Genomic DNA, 17,590 nt, shown 5'->3' on the forward strand with positions numbered 1-17,590 from the left:
TTCCCATTCGCAACGCATGCATCAGCCTAGCCTCGGCACCCAGTAGATGAGCAAATAGATCGGGATCCAGGTCAGCACGACGAAATCCCAATAGAAGACATTGTCGCCGACGTCGCCGAAGCGTCGGCCGCTGTAGCCATGGTGCGTGAACATCAACACCGTCAGGACGATCGTGTCGCCAACGTCGGTGATCAAATGCGTGGTATGCAGGCCGAGCAGTATCCAGATCATCGAGCCATAGGCGTTCGTGTCCCAGTAGATGTTTAGTGCGAGAAACTCGAACCAGCGTACGATGAGCGGCGCCAGGCCGAGCAGCGACATCACCACCATGCCGATCCGCACCGGGACAATGGCGCATTGCTTTGCGTAGCCGTTGAGGATGTGGTTCGGCACCAGGCTGACGATGAGAAGCAGCGTCACGATCGTTCCAGGCCAATGGTTCGGCTCCGGGGCGCTTAGACGCCAGTTGGGCCACAAGGTTGCGAGATAAAGGTAGGCGCCGGCGGCCAGCGCAAAGCCCGTGCCTTCCAGCGCCATGAAGCCGAGCGTTCCCCACCAGGTGGGGCTGCGCGGGCCATGTCCAAAGGTCGGGAGGCCGGAAAGATCTGCGGCCGGTCGTTGGTTCATTCCTCGTCCTCCGGATCGCCCTTGGGCCAGAACCAGCCGATCAGGGTAATGGCGATAGGCGCGGCGCCCCAAACGATCGCCCAGGGCGTGAAGATCGAATAGAGGAAGGTGCCGCCGACGGCGATCGCCGCCAGCAGCGGCCAGATCGATGGCGTTGCCGATTTCTCGCGAATGTCGGGATGGGCTTCCGCCACGGTTGAGATAAGCAACTCGCGCGCATCGACGCGAAGCCCGGTGGCGACGGGCAGGGTCCCTCGTTCCGCCCAGAGCGGCTCGACATTCGTGACGACCGGAATACGCGTGAAATTGTAGCTGGGCGGCGGTGAGGACGTTGCCCATTCAAGCGTGCCGGCGTCCCAGGGATTATCGCCGGCCGGAACTCCTCGCAATACGCCATGCACGAGATTGAAGGCGAACAGCACGAAGCTTAGGAAGAAGAGCACCGCGCCGGCGCTGATGAGGAGATTGATGTTCCCCCAGCCGAGTTCGGCAGGATAGGTGTAGACCCTGCGCGGCATGCCCCAGAGGCCGACAAGATGCATCGGAAAAAAGGCTGCGTTGAAGCCTATGAAGGCCAGCCAGAAGTGCCAGCGCCCGAGGCGCTCGCTCATCATGCGGCCGGTGATCTTGGGGAACCAGAAATAGGTAGCTCCAAGCAGTGGGAACACCGATCCGCCGATCAGCACGTAATGGAAGTGGGCGACGACGAAATAGGTGTCGTGCACCTGCAGGTCGAGCGGCACCGAAGCGAGCATGACGCCGCTAAGGCCGCCGATGACGAAGATGAAGAAGAAGCCGAATACGAACAGCAGCGGCGTGCGGATCACGGGCCTGCCGTCCCAGAGACTCGCCAGCCAGCAGAAGATCTGAACGCCATTGGGGATGGCGATCATCATGCTCGATGCGGTGAAGAAGCTGGCGCCGAGCTTGGGCAATCCCGTCGCGAACATGTGATGGACCCAGAGGCCGAACGACAGGAAACCGACGGCAATCAGCGACAGGACCAGCCCGAGATAACCAAACACCGGACGCCGGGCGAAGACGGGAATGATCGCAGAGACCATGCCCGTCGCCGGCAGGAAGATGATGTAGACTTCCGGATGGCCGAAGAACCAGAACAGATGCTGGAACAGAAGAGCGTCGCCGCCCTCGGCAGGATTGAAGATATGCGTGCCGACGAGCCGGTCGAGGATCAGGAAGGTCGAGGTGATCATCACCGCCGGCATGGCGAAGAGGACGACGAAGGAGGTGACCAGCAGCGCCCAGACATAAAGCGGGATTTTGTCCAGCGACATGCCGGGCGCGCGCTGCTTCAGCACCGTCACGATAGTCGCGACGGCGACCGCCAGCGACGACACTTCGGTATAGGTGATCATCTGCGCCCAGACATCGGCGCGCTTTCCTGGCCCGAATTCAGGCCCGGACAACGGCACATAGGCGAACCAGCCGACGTCGGGGGCCATGTTGAGGAGGAAGGAGATCCAGGCAAAGGCTCCGCCCGACAGATAGACCCAGTAGCTGAAGGCGTTGAGGCGCGGGAAGGCGATGTTGCGCGTCCCGACCATCAGCGGCACCAGGTAAATGCCGGTTGCCTGCACAATGGGCACAGCGAACAGGAACATCATGGTGACGCCATGCATCGTGAACAGCTGGTTGTAGAGGTCCGGTCCAATCAGGCCGCGCTGCGGGCCTGAGAGCTGTATACGCATGGCGACGGCGTTCAGCCCGCCCAGGCACAGGAATACGAAGGCGGTGATCAGATAACGCCGTGCGATGACCTTGTGGTCGACGCTCGACAGCGCGCCGATGATGCCGGGCGGAGTGCGCCATGTCCGCGCGAGCCAGCGATGCAGGCTGGCATCGTCCATGCCGGTGTCGCGGGGGCCGTCATGCTCGGGTGCGAGATCGCCCTTGGCGGACGTTTCGCGCTCCGGCGGCAGGTCGCGTTCGCTTGTGAGATCCGCGCTGCTCATTTCAGGCCCTCAAGATAGGCGACTATGGCGTTGAGCTCATCGCCGTTGAGCTCCACCACGGGCATGTGGGACCCGGGCTTGATGCTTTGCGGGTCGGCTATCCAGGCGGCGAGGTTACCGCGGCTCATCGTCAATGTTCCGGCGGCCAGGGTTTGCCGGCTCGCTATATGGGTAAGATCGGGCGCGACCGTTCCTCCGGCAGGCGTGCCGCCTATTCTGTGACACATCACGCAGGGGCGCCTCTGGAAGAGATCTTCGCCAGCCTTGGCCTCGTCACCTGTGGGATCCGCGGCCGGCCGCAGCTGGTCATTCCACCAGGTGTCGAACTTTGCTCGCGGCTCGGCGATGATGAAAGTCCCCATGTTTGCGTGCTGCACACCGCAGAACTCGGCGCACTGGCCACGGTAGACGCCGGGCTTGTCGGCTTTGATGTCGAGCACGTTCGTGTGGCCGGGAATGAGGTCGAGCTTGCCGGAAAGGCTGGGGATCCAGAAGGAATGGATCACATCGGTGGAGGTCAGCAGCAGCCGCACAGGCTCGCCGGAGGGAATGTGGATCTCGTTCGCCGTGGTGAGGATGCGGCTCGGCATGGCGTTCTCATAGCGCACCTCCCACCACCATTGGTGACCTGTGACGCGAATGGTCAGCGCGGCATCCGAGCCGATCGCGGCAAGCGTCCTGTTGGCGAAGAAGCTGAGCAAAGTGAGCCCGACCAGGATCACGGCGGTCACCCCGACGGCGGTCATCACCACGCGCAGCTTTCGGCCGTCGGCGCCGGGGTCGATCGCGAGCGGCTCTGCCTGCGCGCGCGAGCGCATCGTCAGGGGCGCAGCGAGGGCGATCATCACCAGCACCCACACCACTGCGCAAAGCCCGGTGAAGAACCAGATCAGCCATGCAAGCTCGCTCGCCGCGGGACCTTTCGGGTCGAGGGCCGACTGCAAGCCTGCGCATCCCTGGAGCGACAGAGCGCCGGCGCTGGCGAACGCCATCGAGAGGATGCGTTTCACGGCGACTTCCCCAGCGTGGCGGCGTCCGGCATACGGTTTTCCGACGGGTGGGTCATCATGTCGTCATTGCGCGACGGCGCGGCGGACGAGGGCGCATTACCGCCCAGCGAGCGGACGAAAGCCGCGAGCTCCCAGATCTGGTCGTCGGGGATCTTCTCGCGGAAGCTTGGCATGCCGTTAGGCCGACCATCGCGGATCGTGGCGTGGATGCTCTCCATCGAGCTGCCATAGATCCACTTCTCGTCCATCAGCGCCGGCCCCATGCCGCCGCCGCCATTTGCGTGACATCCCGAACAGTTGAACCAGCCGAACAGGCGCTTGCCTTCGCTCAGATGAAAGGCATTGGCCTCGAAGCTCGCCGCCTTGTTGTCGCTGGGGGAAGGCCGCTGCCCGCCGGGTTCAAGAGTCGTCACCGGCGTCGGCTGCTCGCCGGAGCCGAGCGAAGATTGCGGTCGGGTGTCCCGCTCCTCGCGCTGGCAAGCCCCCAAGGCAAGCGTCACGCACACCAGCGTCGCGAGACCCAGCCTCATCGCACCGGGCTCCCTGCCATGTCGAGAAGCGGCACGCAATATTGCGTCAGGACCGCGTCGATCTCGGCCTTGTGCCTGGCCAGCGCGCTGTTCACATCGCCGCGTAGTGCATCGTCCTCGCGCCGAACACCCATCGAAATGTCGTACATCAGCGGTAGTTGCGGTCCATCGATGCGAGGTGTAACCGGCGCGATCCGGAGCGGCACCTTTTGTTTCGTAGCAAAGTAACCGGCGAGCGGACCCCATACTACGGCAAGGTCGATCTCGCCGCTCGCGACAGCCTCGACTATGCGCGCGGCAGGGTTGGGAGCGGAATAGTCGCCGTAAACTGGATAGCCGACGAGGTGGCCGACGATGCCGCGACGGCCAAGCGCCTGGACCGGCGGCGAATTGGCACCGTCATCGCCGATGAGCTGAACGCCGATGCGCATGTCGCGCAAGCGCGGATCGTCGAAGGATGTCACGTCCGGGCTGTCCTTACGGCTCACGAAGACATAGGACGAACGATAATAGGGCGTGGTGGTGCGCAGCATTTCGAGATTGGCAGGCGTGCCGGGCACAAGATCGCAGAGACCCGCCTTCAGGGTATTGCGCACGAAACCGCGGCGTTGCGCCCACCAGGTGTAGGTGAGCTTCGCGCCGAGATCGGCGGCGATGATTTCCGCGATCCTGTTCTCGAAGCCCTGACCGGCCGCATTGGAAAAGGGCATGTTGTTGGGGTCGGCACAGACCCTCAGCTCACGCGCGTCGGCCACGGCCGGCAAGAGCAGCAAGGCGAGCGCGGCAATGCCGATCGCCAACCGTTGGAACGCCTTTTGCGCCAGGCCTGAAGTCAAGTCGAATCCATCAGGGCAGCCGGAACACATAAAGCGTGCCTCCCGCCGTTGTTGCATTCTTCAGGTCCTTCATGGCGTTGACGAAGCCGAGCGCGGCTGTGGCATCGTGTGGGTCAAGATCGCCCGAAACGATGGCGCCAGCCCAGCCGCCGACCCCCGACAGGATGGCGACATACTGGTGCCCGTCGGGACCGCGATAGGTGATCGGCTGGCCGATGATTCCGGACGAGGTCTTGAATTGCCAAAGCAGGTCGCCCGTCTTGGCACTCACCGCTTTGAACCAGCCTTCCATAGTTCCATAGAAGACAACGTCGCCGGCGGTTACCACCGCGCCGCTCCACACCGGAAAGTTCTCCTTGAGGCTCCAGGCGGGTTTCTCAGCGGCGATATCCCAGGCGGTGAAGGCCCCGCGATTTCCGCCGGGTCCGGGGATCATGCGGACGTTCATGCCGACATAGGGCGTCCCGGCGATGTAGTTCACCTCGACGCCTTCTTCGTCCATGCACAGATTGTTGTGCGGGATGTAGAGCAGTCCGGTCTTCGGCGAGAAGGCGGAAGGCTGCCAATCCTTGAGACCCGACGCTGTCGGGCAGATGTCGCGGACGACCTTGCCCGTGCCAGTCTTCTTGTCCGGGTTTTCGACCAGCCGGCCAGTCTTGAGATCGACGCCCTTGCTGGAGTTGACGGGCCCAAAGGGTTTTGCCGACAGGACTTCGCCGGTGGTCCGGTCGAGGACGTAGAGGTAGCCGTTGCGCTCCGGCCGGACCAGCACCTTGCGCGGCTTGCCCTGCCATTTCATGTTGAGCAGGACCTGCTCGTTGATGCCGTCATAGTCGTGCAGGTCGTGCGGGGTCCACTGATAGAACCATTGCGCCGCGCCGTTATCCGGGTTGCGGGCAAAGATCCCCGACGTCCATTTGTTGTCTCCGGGCCGCAGATCTGGATTCCAGGGTCCGGGATTGCCGGTGCCGTGGAAGATCAGGTTGAGATCGGGATCGTAGGAGATCCAGCCCCACATGTTGCCGCCGCCTATCTTCCATGCTTCCGGCGGCCATGTCGTGACGCCAAGATCCTTGCCTTTGTCCATGTCGTAATGCGGCTTGAAGTCCGGCCCGATCAGCACGTCCTTATCAGGGCCGGTATTGTAAGCCGTCCAGACGACATGACCGTCGCTGGCGTCGAGCGCCTTGATCCAGCCGCGAACGCCCATCTCGCCGCCGGAATTGCCGACCAGCACTTTGCCCTTCACCACCAGCGGCGCCATGGTGATGGTCTCGCCGATGTTGATGTTGCCGATATGAGCGTTCCAGATTGGTTGGCCACTGTCCGCATTGAGAGCGATGGTGTGACCGTCGAGCGTGTTGAAGAAGATGCGCCCGTCGGCGAAAGCCGTGCCGCGATTGACGACGTCGCAACAGGCAACCCCTTGCGCGGCGGGCTCGGGATTGGGCTCGTATTTCCATTTCATCGGCGCGCCGGGCTTCGAGAGGTCGAGCGCGTAGACGATGTTGGGGAACGGCGTCACGATATACATAGTGCTGCCGACGACCAGCGGCGCCGCTTCCTGGCCTTTGTTCACCCCGGTCGAAAAGGTGAAGGCCACCTGAAGGTTCTTGGCGTTGCCTTCGTTGATTTCCGCGAGGTCACTGTAGCGGGTCGAGGCATAATTCTTGGCGGGCATAGTCCATTGCCCATCGTCGGGCGGAGCGGCCGCGGCAGGCGGCGAGATTGTCGGCGCCGGCGGAGCTTCCGAGGCGGCTGTCAGCAAGGGACCGCAGGCCAACAGCAGCACCGCAAGAATGCTCTGGGAATATTGTCTGGGTGCCGCCGAGCGCTTGATACGTGCCTGGTGAGCGCAGGGTCGTGCCGATTGCGCTGCTTGCTTCATTTTGGCGTCGATCCTCCGACGCCGGCGCCCAGTTCATCCGCAATGTCGGCCTCGTGCCCAGCGCACAGCGGATGACCCCAGCCGGAAGCGCTTTTCCCGCCCGGGTCGAGATCGTAGATGATGGCGTCCTTGCGTTTGGGATTGACGCCGGCCGGAACCTTGTCCAGGCCGAGGGCTGCGCGGACGCGCCAGGCTACATTGTGGTCCGCGCAGGAAGAATCGCCGCTGACGCCAAGGCCGCCCACAATCCCCTTGCCGTCGTAAAGGGCGAGGCCGCCGCCAAACACCACCACGCCTCCGATCGGCTTGCCGATCAGCGGGTCGTTGGTGCTGCCGAAACTTTTGGCGTCGCCGGCATAGGCCGCAGCTTGATTGGGAGGATTTGTGAACTGTAAGCCGAACATCGGACCGCCCGGCTGGACCCCCGCATAAAGGTTGGCGGTGGACAGGGCCATGTTGGCCAGGCTGAGGCCATTGGCTGTGTTGGCCTTCTCGGCAGCGATCAACCTGCTGCCGGGCCACTGCGCATCGACCGCGGGTCCACTGAAGGCAACGGCGCAGACCATGCCGTTGCGGGCGACGACTGCCGCCCATTCATTGGTCTCGAAGCCGCCATTCGCTGGGCCGCCGCTCGCCTTGACGTTGGCCTTCAACGCCGAGAGCAGCCTGTCGTGATCGGAAGGGCAGGGCGCCTGCGCCCGAGCAGCACCTTGCTGTACTGAGCTGAACGCCAAGACCAGGAAACCAAGAACTAGTGACGAGAACCGGCGATGATCCATGGATTCGAGCATCTTGTTGGACCTCACCCAACTGACAGCCTGCTTCTTTGTTCCTCGATAGGAACAGGTTTGTAGCCGACCACTCCGCCGGATAGAGCGGGCAAATCGAGAAGCCGGCTGGGCGGAGCTGAAGTTAGAAAACGGCCCTTGGTCGGGCGGCTTAACTGGCTCTTTTCGGCAAGATTTGGGATGGGAGGCATTCGACGTGTGCGTCGAAAGACAGGCTGCTACGCTGTCCTGTCCAAAAAACGACGTCGGCGGCCCGGAATACCTGGGGCATCGCAAGCAGCTTTTCCTTCGGAAGAAGGCGGCTGCCGCCCCTCAACCCCTCAAATACTCGCGTCGCTCAAATCACACTTGGCCTTCAGCCTGCGCCGCGCCGTTGCGGTCAATCTCGCCTCAGACCGAAGCCCAAAGACGTGTTCCATTTGCCGGCCCAATTCGTAGGGCGTGTTGTCTTGGGCCCGCTTGGAACCACCACACGGCCGGGTCGTTCGTAGTCGATGGAACAGCTTCGTTCAGATTTCGCAGCCATGATGCAGCCCGGCTTCTGGATTGCTCTGGGTTTGATGGTCGTGCCGTATGGAATCGGCGTATCCTTTCTTGTAAGGACCTGCCATTGCCTCTGATTGCGCGAACCCCGTGCCTTAGCGGTCGCTGAGCACGTTCCAGCACTTGGTCGGCGATCATGATGGAATATTGCTCGTCGGTAAGCTCCATGCAGCTGTCGAAATCTGGAAAGTCGACCGAGCGATAGTCTGGGCAGAGCCGGCAACACAGCGCTTGAAATCTCAATCACATCGCGGGATTTGTGATTAGCCGGTTCGACGAACTTGGTGAAAGCCCGAATCTGGCGGACTCGAAGCCATTTCGGCTGTCGTAGCCGATGATCCGCTCAATTGCTTACTTACCTCGGCGTTCAAGCCGCTTAGGTTTGTTGTCAATCGTACCTCCGTCGCATCCGGTCGCCCAGTCATTCGCTTAATCCTGACGTTGTCGGACCAAGATGCACAGGGGCCCCTCGTGATGCACCAAGGAACCTAGTCAGCTCGGCGCGGCTCAGGCCGTAAGGCGAAGCTTTCGATCGTTCCGGGCCGTCCTCGGCACCGGTTTGATGGATCGGTGACAGTCGGTCGCCCGCCGGTGAAACAGACCGCTGAAGCTCGATCCGGCGTAAGTGCTATTGCTCCTCGACTAGCGTCCATTGGGTGCGCCGCTCCCGGCGCGGTATCGGCGCCAGCCGATGCTCAGCACAAAAAATGAACGTTCAAGACCAGCCGGCGACAGTGTCGATCACTGTCCTTTCCGGTGCGGCACGCCTGCCGAACCCGGCGCGCCGTCTTCCTCCGCCGGATAAACTCCTTTCAAGACGTCGTTGAAATGGCGGCTGACGGCCTTATTGCACTCGCAGGCGAGCGAGCGCAGTCCTTCTGGATTGCCCACCGCAAGCCGGGAACGCCGAGTTTCGATGACGCCACGCTGCCTCAGGTCGCGAATGACCCGGCTCATGTACGAGCGGCCTACTCCTAGCATCGTTGCAAGCTGTTCCTGCGTCACCGCCAGGCTTTCGGCTCCCGTGCGTTCTGTCGCGGCCAGCAGCCATCTCGCCGTTCGCTGTTCGATCGAATGTGCTGCGTTGCAGGCGACGGACTGGAATACCTGCGCCATCAGGCAATCGGCATAGCGGGCAAACAGGTGGCGCAATGTCAAGGAACGCTCTTTGGCTCCTTCGAGATGTTGCAGGTCGATCCTGAAGAACGAGCCACCGAGTTGAACTTCAGCCCGCGCATACGCCGGAAGTCTTCCTTGGCTAACGATGCCGCCGACCGCTCCTTCACGACCGATGAGTGCAGTCTCGATGGCTCGCCCGTCGCTTAGCACGACACGATACGAGACCAGGGCCGATCCGCGAGGGAAATAGACGTAGCGGACCGCATCGCCTGGCTCGTGCAGCAAAGTTCCGGCGGGCGCGGACCATTGTTCGAGCCTCGGCTGCAGGATTTGCAAGTCGTCGGCTCTGAGGGCCCGAAGCAGATTGTTTCCGATCGGGTCTGGTCGTCCTTGTGGGTTTTCCATCATACTCCTCTTTCCAAATTGCGGCGTATACAACGAGCGGCGCTCAGAAATGTTCACAAGTGCGCAGACGAGGCGGGCGCGGCTATCTACAAATTGCATAGGGCGCTGATCCAGGCCTCACCGAGCGCGAGCCGCTGTGCATCGGCTTCCAGGCAGACCAACGGCTGCTGAGGGAAGAAAAAAACGCCGGCGTCTGGATTCCACGGCGTGGCGCCTCGTGCACGCCGAAAACTGCAAACTTCGTGCAGCAAGGCGTGAGCATGAGCGTCAGTGATCGGTCCAGTCCAGGGGCCAACGGCCTGCTTCGACTCTATATCGCCGGCGATGCGCCGGGTGCCCATCGGGCGCTGGCAAACCGCCTGAGAATAATGGAGGAGTTGGCCGGCGAGGTCGAAATCCAGGTCGTAGACGTCCTCGCGCATCCTGACGAGGCGGAACGGACCGGCATTCTGGCCACCCCGACGCTCTCGGATGAGTCAACCACCCCTCCACGCCGGCTGATTGGTGATATCAGCAACATCGCTCAAGTTCTCGATTATTTCGGTTATCGCAAGAAGGACAGCGGCTATGACCACAGCTGAAGAGATCCTTATCGATCCGGTGCTCGAGCGCGTCAGGACCGGTATCGAGGCTTTCGACGATCTTGTGATGGGCGGCCTGCCGCGCGGGCGCACCACCATCGTCGGAGGCACACCCGGTAGCGGCAAGACTGTATTTGCAACGCAGTTTCTTGCCCACGGCATCACCGTGCTGGACGAGCCCGGCGTCTTCGTCACGTTCGAGGAATCGCCCGTTGAGATCGAGGTCAACATGGCCAGCTTCGGCTGGGATATCCGCCGTTGGCGTGAGAACAACAAACTGGTCTTTGTCGATGCAAGCCCGCGTGATCACGACCAGATGATTGTCGGCCATTTCGATTTGTCAGGCTTGCTGACGCGCGTCCTGCACGCTGCGCGGAACGCCGCGGCGAAGCGCATCGTCCTGGATTCCGTCACCCAGCTCTTCGACCACTTCGTCGCTGAGCAGACATCGGTGCGTCGGGAGCTCCTCCGCATCGCGACAGCACTTAAGCGGGAAGGTTTGACGGTGCTGATGACCGCCGAACGAAACAGTGAGTACGGCGAGATCTCCCGCCACCGGATCGAGGAGTTCGTTGCCGACAATGTCGTCATCCTGCGCAATGCGCTCGATCGCGAGCGGCGCAGGCGCACGATCGAAGTTCTCAAGATGCGGGGCAGCCGCCACGTCGAGGGCGAGGTGCCGATCACGCTTGTGGTGAAGCAAGGCATAGTGGCGGTGCCATTGTCTTCATTGCGGCTCGAGCAGCAATCCAGCACCACGCGTGTGACGAGCGGCAATCCCGAACTCGATAGGATGTGTGGCGGTGGATTCTTCCGCGACAGCGTCACCCTCGTCAGCGGAGCGACGGGCACCGGAAAGACGCTGCTGGTGACAAACTTTCTGGCAGGCGGCGCAGCGGCTGGCGAACGTGCCTTGCTGGTCGGCTATGAGGAGAGCCGCGGCCAGCTGTTCCGAAATGCCCGCGGCTGGGGCGTCGATTTTGAGGCCATGGAGGCGGATGGCCGGCTGAAGGTTGTGTGCATTTACCCGGAAGCGCAGAACTTGCCGGACCACCTGTTGATGGTCCGCGAACTCGTTGAGGAATTCAAGCCGGACCGGATCGCCATCGACAGCCTGTCGGCATTGGAACGGATCGCGCCAGAGACCGGTTTCCGGGAATTCCTGATCAGTCTCACTTCGTTCATCAAAAAACACGAGATCGCTGGCCTTTGTACCGCCACCAACAAATCGCTCGTCGGAGGCCAGAGTGCCAGCGAACAGCATATTTCAACTCTCACGGACTCGATCATCCTGTTGCGGTACATTCAGGACCGGGATTTCATGCATCGCGGGATCATGGTGCTGAAGATGCGCGGCAGCGAGCATGACAAGCAGATTCGGCGTTTCACAATCGACGGCGCCGGCATGCACCTCGGTCAGCCCTTTGACGGCGCACCCGATGTGTTCGGCGACTCCGCCGCGTCCTTGCGGTGAGTAACCTTGAGATGGCACGCGGCGCAGCCGAACTCTCGGAGCAATACGGCGACGCAAGTCTTACGGGTATTAGCCAGTTTGATTTTCGACGGCTGATCGAAACCACGGCAGACGGCGTTCTCGTCGTCGATCTGTCGGGAACGGTGCTTTATGCAAATCCGGCTGCGGCCGTGATTTTCGGTTGTCCGGTTGCCGATCTCGTTCACATTCCCCTGGGGCGACCGATCATATCGGGTGAAACCACCGAAATCACCGTCCACAGGCCCATTCGACCACCCGCCGAAGTAGAAATGCGGACGGTTGAGCTTAGCTGGGACGGCAGGCCGGCGCTGCTTGCCAGTCTTCGCGACGTCTCCGCGCACCGCGCGCAGCAGGAGCGTCGACGTCAATCGCAAAAGCTCGAAGCGATCGGCCGGCTCGCTGCCGGCATCGTTCACGACATCAACAATCTGCTCACAGTGTTCGAATCCGGGCTACGACTGCTTCGGAAGCAGCTGCGCGAGGATCCTGCCAATCCGAACACGGCGATGCTCATCGAGGAGTTGCTCAAACGAACGCAAAACGGCGGTGCACTCACGCAGCAACTGCTCGCGTTCTCCCGCGGACAGTCGCTGTATCCGGAGACGATCGAGCTGAATGGCAGGATTAAAGCCATCACGAGGCTGCTGGAGCGGACACTCGGGAATGGGATCAGCATCAACCTCGAGCTGGACCCGGGACTTGGTCCTGTCGTCGTCGACGCCAATCAGTTGGACGTTGCCATTCTGAACCTGGCTGTGAATGCCAAGGATGCGATGGCCGGCACGGGCATGCTGGCGATCGAGACCAGCGATACCCCCGGCGACATTGAAGAGATGCCCGCACTGGCTGCCTCTTTCGTTCGGGTGACGGTCAGCGATACGGGGTGCGGGATGAGCAAGGAGGTCCTAGCCAAGGTGTTCGAGCCGTTCTTTACCACCAAGGGCGATGGCCGTGGGACCGGCCTTGGGCTTAGTCAGGTTTACGGCTTCATTAAGCAGTCCGGGGGGCATATTCGGATCGAGAGTGCGGTCGGCGAGGGAACAAGCGTTCATCTATTTCTTCCTCGCGCGCCAAGAACAGGAAATGACGAGTTGCAGATGCAGGTCGAAATCCGGCCCAATACATGTGAGTGAAAAAAGCGGCCTGAGTTTCGCCTGGCGATGTGCCTGGCGGAAAGCGAGCCCGGAATTCCGGGCCCGCCGGAGATGCTGGTCAAGCCGTTGAAAGCGGACGGTCGCCGAAGAACCAAAGGCTTCCGGCAGCCAATGCCGCCACGATGAGACCCATGATCACATGTAGCCACATGGCCGTTGCCAGGGTCGAAAAACCGAGGGCCCAAGGCGAGATCAGCGTCCACAGCCCGGCCACCAGGTTTGCCCATTCCTCGTAGGAATGGAAAGCAACCAGCGCCCCCACGGCGATCAGGGCGATCACCGCACCGGCGATCCAGGCGTTCCAGGCCGCATGGGCTTCAGCCGCAAACCCGAGATACCAAGGCGATAGTACCAGAGCTATGCCGGCGATCAGATTGACCACATCGATCACCGGACGATTTTCAGTTTTCAGCCATTTCTCCATTGTTCATCCTCCTTTCCTTGACATGGTCAGTGCACCGCCCCTTGAGCGAGGGCGGGGTCGGCGGCCAGGGATTGTCCTTCGCCGCCGCTAAGCTTTCTTCGTCGGCCGGGCCGAACGCGGTCATCGCGCGGAACCGAGCCGGCCAGAACGAAGGGCTTGACCTCGTCGGGCTGGAAGCGGTTGCCGGCGATCTCGCGCAGGGCGAGTTCGACGGGCACCGTCACGCTGCCGGTCAGGCGAGGCTCGGCACCACGGCTGAGCGCACGGGCCCGGCCCGCCGCCGCAACGGCCAGCGCGAAACGGTTCGGCACGGTATTTTCACAATCGAGCACGATCATCGGATCCATGATGCCACCTCACGCTGCCTTCTGCTTCTGTTCAGGAACGGAAACGGCCAGTTTCGCTGTCGTAAGCTGCTCCAGTGCGAGCAGTGCCGATTCCACTTCGTCGAGCCGTGTCGGACGCGCGTTTTCAGGCATCCCTTCGGCCGTCGCGAGATCCACAAGATACTCGTTCCACGCCCAGTTGCGCAGGATGGCGCGTTTCTCGTCGACTGTCAGAAGAGGATCGACAACGAGGTCCATCGGCGATGCATAAAGCGCCTCAGGATCGGCCAATGCCGGTCCATAATGCGAGGCCTGTGAAACGGCACCGTAGCTGCTCATGATCAACGCCAGTTGCAGGCGGTTCCAGACAACCTCCCTGCCGGCCTGCAGCTGCTTTTCGGCACCGGAAGATTCGGCGGATTTTTCCGCCGCAGGATTTAGCTGAACCGAATAAGCGAAGCCCTGACGTTCAGCATAATCGATGGCCGACTGAACCGTCGGAAAATCGAGCTCCACCTGGGCCAGCGTGTCACCACTTCCGGTGTAGCCCATCAGCGGTTCGATGACCGGCGCCATACGGCGCTCGAAGATCAGCCGCCAGCCTTTCGGCTGCGCACGGCCCGAGGTCGTGACTGAACGGGAAGGCTTGTAGATCCGCGCGACCGCATCACGCGGGAACTCGGATCTGCCGAATGACAGCGCGCGCTTGCGATTGTCGTTTGCCGGTGCGAGATTTTCTGCGGCTTGTGTGACTTCTCTTTCTTCTTGCTTCTGCATCATTCCATCCTCCCATTTTGCGAAGGATGCGTCGGAGGCGGCTGCCTGCCGCCCCCGACTTGCTCCATGCGTCAGTGGGTGATCGGGATGCGCTTCACCTTCGATTGCGCGTCTGGGTTCTTCGGCAGCGTCAAGGTCAGGACGCCATTGGCAAAGGACGCCTTGACCTTGTCGTCCTCGACCTCGTAGCCGAGAGGTATGCGCCGCTCGAAGCGACCGTAGAAGCGCTCGGAGTAGCCCTTCTCTTCGGTCTCCGACCGCTTTTCGCCACGCAGGGTCAGCACGTCCTCGTCGAGCAGGACTTCGATGTCCTTCTCTTCCATACCGGGAACCTCGGCGGTGACGCGAAGCTCATTGTCCGACTCCGAAATCTCCACCTTCGGCCAGCCATTGTCGAAAGACGAGAGCTGCCCCATAGAAGGCAGGCGCGTCTCGAAGCTCCTCAACACATCGTCAAAGAGCCTGTTTACCTCACGGTGAAGCGAAACAAAGGGATCGCCACCGCCATAGATGTTGGGGGCCTGGTTGTTGTTGCGGCCCCACGGGATAAGGTCACGCATGTTCATCTTCATTCACCTCCATGTTCAAGAGCGCGGCACCGGACGAGCGCCGGTGCCTGTCGCTTCTGGTTCACTCTGACTTCAGGCGGCGTTCTTCTCGGCTTCGATCTGCCGTGGCTTCGCCTGGGCCGTGCTGCCGGTGATGGCGATCCGGCGCGGTTTCATCTCTTCGGGAAGCTCGCGCTTGAGATCGACGTTCAGCAACCCGTTTTCCAGGCTGGCGCCGACGACCTTCACATGGTCTGCCAGTTCGAACTGCCGCTCGAAGGCGCGCCCGGGAACGCCGCGATAAAGATACTGGCCGTCGTCCTCACCCGATTGCGAGCCGCTCACAAGCAGCAAGTTCGGCTGATGAGTGATGGTCAGTTGATCCTGCGAGAAACCGGCTACCGCCATTGTGATGCGATAGTCGTCCTCACCGGTCTTGGCGATGTTGTAAGGCGGCCAATTGTCTATCGCGGTGACACGGCTCGCATTTTCGAGCAGATCGAAAATGCGATCGAAGCCGATGCTGGACCGGAACAAGGGGGTAAAATCGAGGTTTGTCTTCATAGCCACATCCTCCTTTGAGCAACATGGATACAAAAGGACGCCAAGAGAGCCTTGACGCCTCCTGACTTAGCGCCGGCCCCATCAGGCGACCGGCGATTCTCGATTTAGAATAGCCAGTTGAGCGTTCAAGAGGTCTCTTAGGAAAATTTTCAGGCAAGATCCGGACGTATAGGGGAATGGCAGGAAGAAGGCACTCGGTTTCTTCGCTGGCGAATTCCTCGCCAGCGGCAGACCCCTCGGAAGGGCGGCGCTTGGGTTAAAGTCGATCGACCAGTGCTGTGAAACCGGCGGCCGCGATGTCGATCTCGTAACTGCGGCCGGCGGCGGGAAGCTTCTCGCATTGATCCAATTGGCGCAACGCGTCCATGATGGCATCGAAGCTGACCGGTTCGGTGACCCCGGGCGGCATGCGCAGCGCCGGCATCGATTCCACTGCACAGGCATCCGATGCCCATGACGACAGGATTGCACGCTTCTCCTGGACGTCCAGCGTCTCGTCGATCAGCACGTCCTGAGGTCGCTCGAAATGCCGTGCCGGATGCAGCAACCGGTCAAGAAAAACATCAGGACCCTCGGGCCCTACCTGGGGAAAACTCGTCGAAATGGCTCTTTCCATCGATGGTCCTCCGCTTTCAATAGGCTCCTCTGTTGACATTTCTTAGTGGTTTCACCAGCCGAAATTTGGAGAGTTTCGGCCAAATTTCAATAGCCCGCAAAGGCACCCTTTCGCGGTTCAACACCTCGGGCACCAATTTTTTGGGCCCGGTGAAACAATCGGCTTCGATCTCAGTTCGTGCATTCAATAGGCGAAGTCATGCAGCGGCGCCGGCGCGATCCGGACAGGAGAACCGATCATGTCTTATATATCCGGGAAGCAGCTGTGCATCGGCTTGATCGCAGCAACTCTAACGCTTTCAGCTGGCGGCTTTACTCGGGTTTCAGCACAGGAAATCCCAAACGACTTCAGCGCCATCGTGCGTCAGAAACTGCCGGCGGTGGTCGCCATCACGACCAGGCAGATCATCCAGGACCAACCGACGCTCGATGATTTTCTGAACCCCTTCGACGGCCGCGGGCCTGTCCAGCCGCAGGTGCGGGAAGCGCTTGGCTCCGGCTTCGTCATCAGTCCCGAGGGCTACATCGTCACGAACAATCATGTCGTGGCCGACTCCACCGAAATCCACGTCGTCTTCTCCGACAAGGAGACTTCGCCCGCGCGACTGGTGGGCCGCGATCCAGCAACCGACATCGCGGTGCTGAAGGTCGATCCACGGCCCAACATGACCATCGCGGCCTGGGGTGATTCCGACGCAATGCAGCCGGGTGCGTGGACGATCGCGATCGGCAGCCCCTTCGGGCTGGGGGGAACCGTTACCGTCGGCGTTCTTTCGGCCCGCTCGCGTGACATCCAGGCCGGCCCTTATGACGATTTCCTCCAGACGGACGCCTCGATCAACAGAGGCAATTCCGGCGGCCCCCTGTTTAACGCACGCGGCGAAGTGATCGGCGTCAACACCGCCATCGTCTCGCCGTCGGGCGGCAGCATAGGCATCGGTTTCGCCGTGCCGTCGCGAACCGCGCGGAGCGTCGCCGATCAACTGATCCGCACCGGTCGGATCGAGCGTGGTTATATCGGAGTGCGGCTTCAGGAGGTCACGCCCTCGATCGCCGAGGCGCTCGGAATAGCCGGCACCAAGGGAGCGCTGGTTGCCTCGGTCGAGGCCGGCAGCCCGGCCCAGAAGGCGGGGATCCAGCCCGGTGACGTCATCACCCGGTACAACGGCAAGGACATTCAGGGGGTCCATGACCTGACNTTGGCGGCAGCGAACCAAAAGCCGGGATCAACAGCGACGCTGACCACGAGCCGAGGCGGCACGCAACAGGATTTGTCCCTCACCGTCGGTCAACGCAAGGACGAGGAGGTACAGACCGGTGCCGTTCCGAGCCAAGGGCCGGGGGACCAGCGCCTCGGACTGGCACTCAGCCCCATCCCGGACGAAGC

Annotated in this window: 18 protein-coding genes; 4 read left to right on the forward strand and 14 right to left on the reverse strand. The window is 61.6% G+C overall.

Annotation, left to right across the window (positions count from 1 at the left end; all coding sequences use genetic code 11):
• Window positions 1-21: 21 nt before the first annotated feature.
• From YU3_RS0120015 to YU3_RS0120050, 8 genes are all read right to left on the reverse strand, one after another.
• Window positions 22-627, reverse strand: coding sequence for a cytochrome c oxidase subunit III (locus tag YU3_RS0120015; RefSeq protein ID WP_027167922.1), 606 nt, complete (start codon window positions 625-627; stop codon window positions 22-24).
• Window positions 624-2,600, reverse strand: coding sequence for a cytochrome c oxidase subunit I (gene ctaD / locus YU3_RS0120020; RefSeq protein ID WP_027167923.1), 1,977 nt, complete (start codon window positions 2,598-2,600; stop codon window positions 624-626). Before ctaD ends, YU3_RS0120015 begins: the two co-directional genes overlap by 4 nt.
• Window positions 2,597-3,610, reverse strand: coding sequence for a cytochrome c oxidase subunit II (gene coxB / locus YU3_RS0120025; protein ID WP_245273559.1), 1,014 nt, complete (start codon window positions 3,608-3,610; stop codon window positions 2,597-2,599). The genes ctaD and coxB overlap by 4 nt, the downstream gene beginning before the upstream one ends.
• Window positions 3,607-4,140, reverse strand: a complete 534-nt coding sequence (locus YU3_RS0120030; RefSeq protein ID WP_027167925.1) for a c-type cytochrome — start codon at window positions 4,138-4,140, stop codon at window positions 3,607-3,609. The genes coxB and YU3_RS0120030 overlap by 4 nt, the downstream gene beginning before the upstream one ends.
• A complete protein-coding gene (locus YU3_RS0120035; RefSeq protein ID WP_027167926.1) occupies window positions 4,137-5,006 on the reverse strand; it encodes a substrate-binding domain-containing protein in 870 nt (289 codons plus the stop codon). Before YU3_RS0120035 ends, YU3_RS0120030 begins: the two co-directional genes overlap by 4 nt.
• Window positions 4,987-6,864 carry a methanol/ethanol family PQQ-dependent dehydrogenase gene (locus YU3_RS0120040; RefSeq protein WP_156913530.1) on the reverse strand — a complete coding sequence of 626 codons (1,878 nt, stop codon included), beginning with the start codon at window positions 6,862-6,864 and terminating at the stop codon, window positions 4,987-4,989. The genes YU3_RS0120035 and YU3_RS0120040 overlap by 20 nt, the downstream gene beginning before the upstream one ends.
• Window positions 6,861-7,928, reverse strand: a complete 1,068-nt coding sequence (locus YU3_RS36895) for a heme-binding protein (protein ID WP_348631178.1) — start codon at window positions 7,926-7,928, stop codon at window positions 6,861-6,863. Before YU3_RS36895 ends, YU3_RS0120040 begins: the two co-directional genes overlap by 4 nt.
• A 1,008-nt stretch (window positions 7,929-8,936) precedes the next feature.
• A complete protein-coding gene (locus tag YU3_RS0120050) occupies window positions 8,937-9,719 on the reverse strand; it encodes a Crp/Fnr family transcriptional regulator (protein ID WP_027167928.1) in 783 nt (260 codons plus the stop codon).
• A 260-nt stretch (window positions 9,720-9,979) separates the two neighbouring features.
• On the opposite strand from YU3_RS0120050, the gene YU3_RS36900 reads away from it, so the two are divergent.
• The 3 genes from YU3_RS36900 to YU3_RS0120065 are packed head-to-tail and all read left to right on the forward strand — an operon-like array spanning window position 9,980 to window position 12,928.
• A complete protein-coding gene (locus tag YU3_RS36900; RefSeq protein ID WP_051334001.1) occupies window positions 9,980-10,300 on the forward strand; it encodes a circadian clock KaiB family protein in 321 nt (106 codons plus the stop codon).
• On the forward strand, window positions 10,287-11,774 hold the full coding sequence (gene kaiC / locus YU3_RS0120060) for a circadian clock protein KaiC (protein WP_027167929.1): 1,488 nt from the start codon (window positions 10,287-10,289) through the stop codon (window positions 11,772-11,774). Before YU3_RS36900 ends, kaiC begins: the two co-directional genes overlap by 14 nt.
• A gap of 11 nt (window positions 11,775-11,785) precedes the next feature.
• Window positions 11,786-12,928 carry an ATP-binding protein gene (locus tag YU3_RS0120065; protein WP_027167930.1) on the forward strand — a complete coding sequence of 381 codons (1,143 nt, stop codon included), beginning with the start codon at window positions 11,786-11,788 and terminating at the stop codon, window positions 12,926-12,928.
• Window positions 12,929-13,007: 79 nt separating this feature from the next.
• Here YU3_RS0120065 and YU3_RS0120070 read toward each other — a convergent pair whose 3' ends face one another.
• The 6 genes from YU3_RS0120070 to YU3_RS0120095 all read right to left on the reverse strand — a co-directional run bounded on the left by YU3_RS0120070 (window position 13,008) and on the right by YU3_RS0120095 (window position 16,204).
• Window positions 13,008-13,373, reverse strand: a complete 366-nt coding sequence (locus YU3_RS0120070; protein WP_027167931.1) for an SPW repeat protein — start codon at window positions 13,371-13,373, stop codon at window positions 13,008-13,010.
• Window positions 13,374-13,399: 26 nt separating this feature from the next.
• The gene (rpoZ, locus tag YU3_RS36905) at window positions 13,400-13,720 is read right to left on the reverse strand and encodes a DNA-directed RNA polymerase subunit omega (RefSeq protein WP_013895419.1); all 321 of its coding nucleotides are present in this window, start codon (window positions 13,718-13,720) and stop codon (window positions 13,400-13,402) included.
• A 9-nt stretch (window positions 13,721-13,729) separates the two neighbouring features.
• Complete coding sequence (locus YU3_RS0120080; RefSeq protein ID WP_051334002.1) at window positions 13,730-14,479, reverse strand: ETC complex I subunit; 750 nt, start codon at window positions 14,477-14,479, stop codon at window positions 13,730-13,732.
• 68 nt (window positions 14,480-14,547) lie between these two features.
• Entirely contained in the window at window positions 14,548-15,042 is a 495-nt protein-coding gene (locus YU3_RS0120085) for an Hsp20/alpha crystallin family protein (protein WP_013897129.1), read from the reverse strand.
• Between the two features lie 75 nt (window positions 15,043-15,117).
• Window positions 15,118-15,588, reverse strand: a complete 471-nt coding sequence (locus YU3_RS0120090) for an Hsp20 family protein (protein ID WP_027167933.1) — start codon at window positions 15,586-15,588, stop codon at window positions 15,118-15,120.
• Window positions 15,589-15,844: 256 nt separating this feature from the next.
• The gene (locus tag YU3_RS0120095) at window positions 15,845-16,204 is read right to left on the reverse strand and encodes a hypothetical protein (RefSeq protein WP_027167934.1); all 360 of its coding nucleotides are present in this window, start codon (window positions 16,202-16,204) and stop codon (window positions 15,845-15,847) included.
• A 238-nt stretch (window positions 16,205-16,442) separates the two neighbouring features.
• On the opposite strand from YU3_RS0120095, the gene YU3_RS36910 reads away from it, so the two are divergent.
• Window positions 16,443-17,590 (forward strand): trypsin-like peptidase domain-containing protein (locus tag YU3_RS36910; RefSeq protein ID WP_036259006.1); only part of this gene is annotated, 1,148 nt, incomplete at its 3' end.

This window comes from Mesorhizobium sp. WSM3224, assembly GCF_000427725.1.
Lineage (GTDB): Bacteria > Pseudomonadota > Alphaproteobacteria > Rhizobiales > Rhizobiaceae > Mesorhizobium.